Raw genomic sequence first — 4,524 nt, 5'->3', positions numbered from 1 at the left:
GTCTTGAGGTCGATGGCATTGGCCTTGGGCCGGTCGAGCGTGACTTCCAGGATCGTGCCTTCGCGGCGAGTGGTGATGACGTCAGCCATTCTTCTTTTCTCCAAGCACCAGCAGCGCGTCGGCGATCCAGGCGCCCTTGCCTTCGGCGCAGACGATCAGCGGGTTGATGTCGAGCTCTTCGATCTCGCCTTCATTCTTCTGCACGAAGTCGGCAATGCCGGCGATGGCGTCGATGGCGGCCTGGACGTCTGCCTTGGGCCTGCCGCGATAGCCCTCCAGCAGCGGATAGAGCTTCAAGCCACGCAGCGCCGCCTCGATGTCGTCGCGCGTCGCCGGCAGCATCAGGGTCACGCTGTCGCGCAGCAGCTCGACGAGCACGCCGCCGGTGCCGAGCGTCATCACCGCGCCGAACATCGGGTCGCGGGTGAAGCCGACGATCAGTTCGGCGACGCCGTCGCGCACCATGCGCTCGGCATAAAGCCCGGTGCCGAGCGGCAACAGGTCATGCGCGGCATTGCTGACGGATTCGGCGTCCTTGAGGTTCAGCCGCACCGCGCCGACCTCCGACTTGTGCGTCACGCCGAGCGTCTTCAGCGCCACCGGGAAACCGAGCGCCATGGACGCAATCACCGCCTCGACCGCGTTCGAGGCGCACTCGCCCTTCGGCACCGGCAGCCCGGCCTCGATCAGACGCGCTTTGGCCTCGGCTTCGTCCGGCGTGACGTGGTCGCCGTCGGAAGCGCCCGCCGCCGTGGTGTCGACCGGCTGCGCCTGCGGCTCGCGCCAGGCCCAGCCGATGAAGGCGGCGGCCTGGGCGGCGTCCATCGCTTCCGAAATGCCGAACAAGGGCACCATGCCGCGCGCCATCAGCCCGGCGGTATATTCCTCCGGCAGGTTTTCCGGCAGCGAGGAGACGATCGCGCCCTGCGCCCTGTTGGTCTTCAGCGCCGCCTCGAAGGCACGCAGCGTCGCCCACCAGTCGGTGTCCGAGCAGCGGTCGGGGCGCGGGAAGTCGAGCACCAGCATGTTGAGGTCGAAGCCGCCCGACACCATGGCAGTGAAGGTGGCCGTCATCGCCGGCTCGTTGTTCCAGATGAAGGTGTGGTAGTCAAGCGGATTGGCGACCGCGACCAGCGGCCCGAGCGTCGATTTGACATGCGCGCGATGCTCGGCGCTTAGCGTCGGGAAATGCACCCAGCGTCCTTCCGCGCTGTCGGCCATCACGGAGGCTTCGCCGCCCGAGCAGCTCATCGACGACAGTCTGTAGCCGGGCAGCGGCCCGGTGATGTGCAAGAGCTTCAACGCCTCGATGAAGGCCGGTATGGAATCGACGCGCGCGATGCCCAGCCGCTTCAGGAACGCGCCCGAGGCGGCATCCGAACCGGCAAGCGACGCGGTATGGGAAACCGTCGCCTGCCGCGCCTGTTCCGAGCGGCCGACCTTCATGGCGATGATCGGCTTCTTCAGCTCGCGGGCTCTCGCCGCCAATCGCTCGCAGCCGGCCACGGAATCGAAGGCCTCGATATGCAGGCCAAGCGACGTGACGCGCTCGTCCTCGATCAGACCGAGCGCCATTTCGGAAAGGCCGGTCTGCGCCTGGTTGCCGGCCGTCATCAGGAACGCGATCGGCAGACCGCGCTTCTGCATCGTCATGTTGATGGCGATGTTGGACGACTGAGTGATGATGGCGACGCCCTTGCCGCCCTCGGCCAGTCTGATCCCGCCATGCTGATCGGGCCACAAAAGCGCGCCGTCGGCATAGTTGATCAGGCCATAGCAGTTCGGGCCGATGATCGGCATCTCACCCGCGGCGGCGACCAGCTCGGCCTGCAGCCGCTCGCCGTCCTCGTCATAGGCCTCGGTCTCGAGGAAGCCGGCGGCAAAGCAGACGGCGCCGCCGGCGCCGCGCTCGGCCAATGCCTTGACCACTTCGATGGTGAGATGCCGGTTGACCCCGACAAAGGCGGCGTCCGGCGCGCCGGGCAAGTCGGCGACGGAACGGTAGGCCTTGCGGCCTGCGACCTCGTCTTTAGTCGGGTGCACCGGCCAGATTTCGCCGGCAAAGCCCATCTTGATCGATTGCGCGACGACGGCGGCGGCCTGCGCCCCGCCGAACACGGCGATCGATTTCGGGCGCAGGAGACGTTCGAGTTTATGCATGGTCATCTTTTCATTTGAGCACGATCGTTGCCAAAACCGGATCCCGGTTTTGGCGGATCATGCTCTAAGCCCCGAACGGGCGCAGCAACGCCCGCGAAATAATATGTCGCTGAATCTCCGAAGTGCCTTCCCAGATGCGCTCGACGCGCGCGTCGCGCCAGATGCGCTCCAGCGGCAGGTCGTCCATCAGCCCCATGCCGCCATGGATCTGGATCGCCTCGTCGGCGACGAAAGCCAGCATCTCGGTAGCCTTCAGCTTGGCCATCGCCATGTCCTGATCGGTGACGGTGCCCCGATCGTACTTCCAGCCGGCTTCGAACACCATCAGGTCGGCGGCCTTCAATTCCGTCGCCATATCGGCGAGCTTGAACGACACACCCTGGAATTTGCCGATCTGCTGGCCGAACTGCTGGCGCTGCGCGGCATATTCGATGGCATGCGAAAGCGCGCGCTCTGCGCGGCCGAGGCAGGTGGCGCCGACCTGCAGGCGCGTGGCGCCGAGCCATGAATTCGCCACCTCGAAGCCCTTGTGCACTTCGCCGAGCACCTGGGAAGCCGGCAGCCGGCAGTCGTCGAATTCGAGGATCGAGTTGGTGTAGCCGCGATGCGAGACGTTGCGGTAGCCGTCGCGCACCGTGAACCCTTTGGTGCCCTTGTCGACGAAGAAGGCGGTGATCTTCTTGCGCTTGCCGCGCGGCGAATCCTCTTCGCCCGAAGCCATGAATACGATGGCAAAGTCGGCGATGTCGGCGTGGCTGATGAAGTGCTTGGTGCCGTTGAGCACCCAGTCCGAGCCGTCCTGAACCGCGGTCGCCTTCATGCCGCGCAGGTCGGAGCCGGCGCCGGGCTCGGTCATCGCCAGGCAGTCCCACTTCTCGCCGCGGATGCAAGGGAAGAGATATTTGTCACGCTGCTCCGGCGTTCCGGCGAGCAGGATGTTCGAGGGACGCGCCACGCAGGTCCAGTGCAGCGCGTAATTGGCGCGGCCAAGCTCCTTCTCGTACAGCAGCCAGCTCACCGTATCGAGGCCCGCGCCGCCGACATCGGCCGGCATGTTGGCGGCGTAGAGCCCGGCCGCGATCGCCTTTGCCTTCAATTCGTCGATCAGCTCGCGGCGCAGTTCGCCGGTGCGTTCCACCTCGCGCTCATGCGGGTAAAGCTCGTTCTCGACGAAGGCACGCGTCGTCTCGACGATCAGTTTTTGTTCTTCTGAAAGACCGAAATGCATCGCCTCAGCCCTTCTTCTTGCTTGTTTTCGCCTTGTCGGCCTTCGTGGGCTTCTCGGCCTTTGCGGGCTTCGCCATCTTCTTCGCCGGCTTGGCGGCTTTTGCCTTGTCGCCTGCCTTGGCGGCCGGCTTCGCCGCCAGCTTGGCCAGCTGCCTGGTATAGTCCTTGTGAAGCGCGCCGGCGCCCCAGCCCTTGCCTTTGTTCTGCTTCGACAGCGCTTCCATAATGGCGACCAGATTGTCGTCGCGGATCTTTTCCAGCTCGCGGATCGACAGGCCGTTTGCCTGCTCGTCCGATTGCGTGGCGATCAGGTCGACCAGCTCGTCGTTGAACTCCGGCACGTCCATCAGCTTGGTCCACGGCCATTTCAGGCAAGGTCCGAACTGCGCCATGAAGTGGCGCATGCCGGCTTCGCCGCCGGCGACGCGGTAGACCTGGAACATTCCCATTTGAGCCCAGCGCAGGCCGAAGGAATAGCGCATGATGTCGTCGAGTTCCTCGACGGTGCAGATGCCGTCCTTGACCAGCCACAGCGCCTCGCGCCACGCGGCCTCCAGGAGGCGATCGCCGACGAAGGCTTCGATTTCCTTGCGCACCACCACCGGCTTCATGCCGATCGAGGCGTAGATCTCCTTGGCGACCTCGATCGCCTCGGGAAAAGTCTGCTGGCCGCCGACGATCTCGACCAGCGGCAGAAGATAGACCGGGTTGAACGGGTGCCCGACGACCAGCCGCTCCGGGTGCTTCTTCATCGCCACCTGCATATCGGTCGGCTTGATGCCGGAGGTCGAGGAGCCGATTATGGAGTTGGCCGGCGCATGGGCGTCGATCTCGGCCAGCACTTTGTGCTTGAGGTCGAGCCGCTCCGGCACGCTCTCCTGGATGAAGTCGGCATCCGCCACTGCGTCGCCGATCGTCTTGGCGAAGGTGAGCTTGCCTTCTTTGGGCAGGCCGCCGGGCAGCATCTGCTTGTAGGCGCGGCGTGCGCCCTTCATCACCTCGCCGACTTTGCGCGACGCCTCGGGATCGGGATCGAAGATCGAAACATCGATGCCGTTCAAGAGCAGGCGCGCCACCCAGCCGGCGCCGATGACGCCGCCGCCGATGGCGGCCGCCTTGTTGATGATGCTCATGGTC

Annotated in this window: 3 protein-coding genes and 1 pseudogene; all 4 read right to left on the bottom strand. The window is 65.3% G+C overall.

What is annotated here, in order from left to right:
- Nucleotides 1-89 (bottom strand): annotated as a pseudogene (locus tag EOA49_RS30470) (carnitinyl-CoA dehydratase); the annotation flags it as partial.
- The gene (locus EOA49_RS30465) at nt 82-2,160 is read right to left on the bottom strand and encodes an acetate--CoA ligase family protein (RefSeq protein ID WP_127243545.1); all 2,079 of its coding nucleotides are present in this window, start codon (nt 2,158-2,160) and stop codon (nt 82-84) included. The gene EOA49_RS30465 and the pseudogene EOA49_RS30470, both read right to left, overlap by 8 nt.
- 64 nt (nt 2,161-2,224) lie before the next feature.
- Nucleotides 2,225-3,388, bottom strand: a complete 1,164-nt coding sequence (locus EOA49_RS30460) for an acyl-CoA dehydrogenase (RefSeq protein ID WP_127243544.1) — start codon at nt 3,386-3,388, stop codon at nt 2,225-2,227.
- A 4-nt stretch (nt 3,389-3,392) separates the two neighbouring features.
- On the bottom strand, nt 3,393-4,520 hold the full coding sequence (locus EOA49_RS30455; protein WP_127242082.1) for a carnitine 3-dehydrogenase: 1,128 nt from the start codon (nt 4,518-4,520) through the stop codon (nt 3,393-3,395).
- Between the last annotated feature and the right edge of the window lie 4 nt (nt 4,521-4,524).

Origin of the sequence: Mesorhizobium sp. M1A.F.Ca.IN.020.04.1.1 (genome assembly GCF_003997315.1) — a bacterium.
In the GTDB taxonomy this organism is placed as follows: domain Bacteria; phylum Pseudomonadota; class Alphaproteobacteria; order Rhizobiales; family Rhizobiaceae; genus Mesorhizobium.
Note: the sequence above shows the minus strand (reverse complement) of the source record. Positions and strands in the feature narration are given on the sequence as shown.

What these genes read in the sequence shown, in the direction of transcription:
- EOA49_RS30465 (WP_127243545.1), bottom strand. Translation starts at nt 2,160, where the DNA reads ATGCATAAACTCGAACGTCTCCTGCGCCCGAAATCGATCGCCGTGTTC.
- EOA49_RS30455 (WP_127242082.1), bottom strand. Translation starts at nt 4,520, where the DNA reads ATGAGCATCATCAACAAGGCGGCCGCCATCGGCGGCGGCGTCATCGGC.
- EOA49_RS30460 (WP_127243544.1), bottom strand. Translation starts at nt 3,388, where the DNA reads ATGCATTTCGGTCTTTCAGAAGAACAAAAACTGATCGTCGAGACGACG.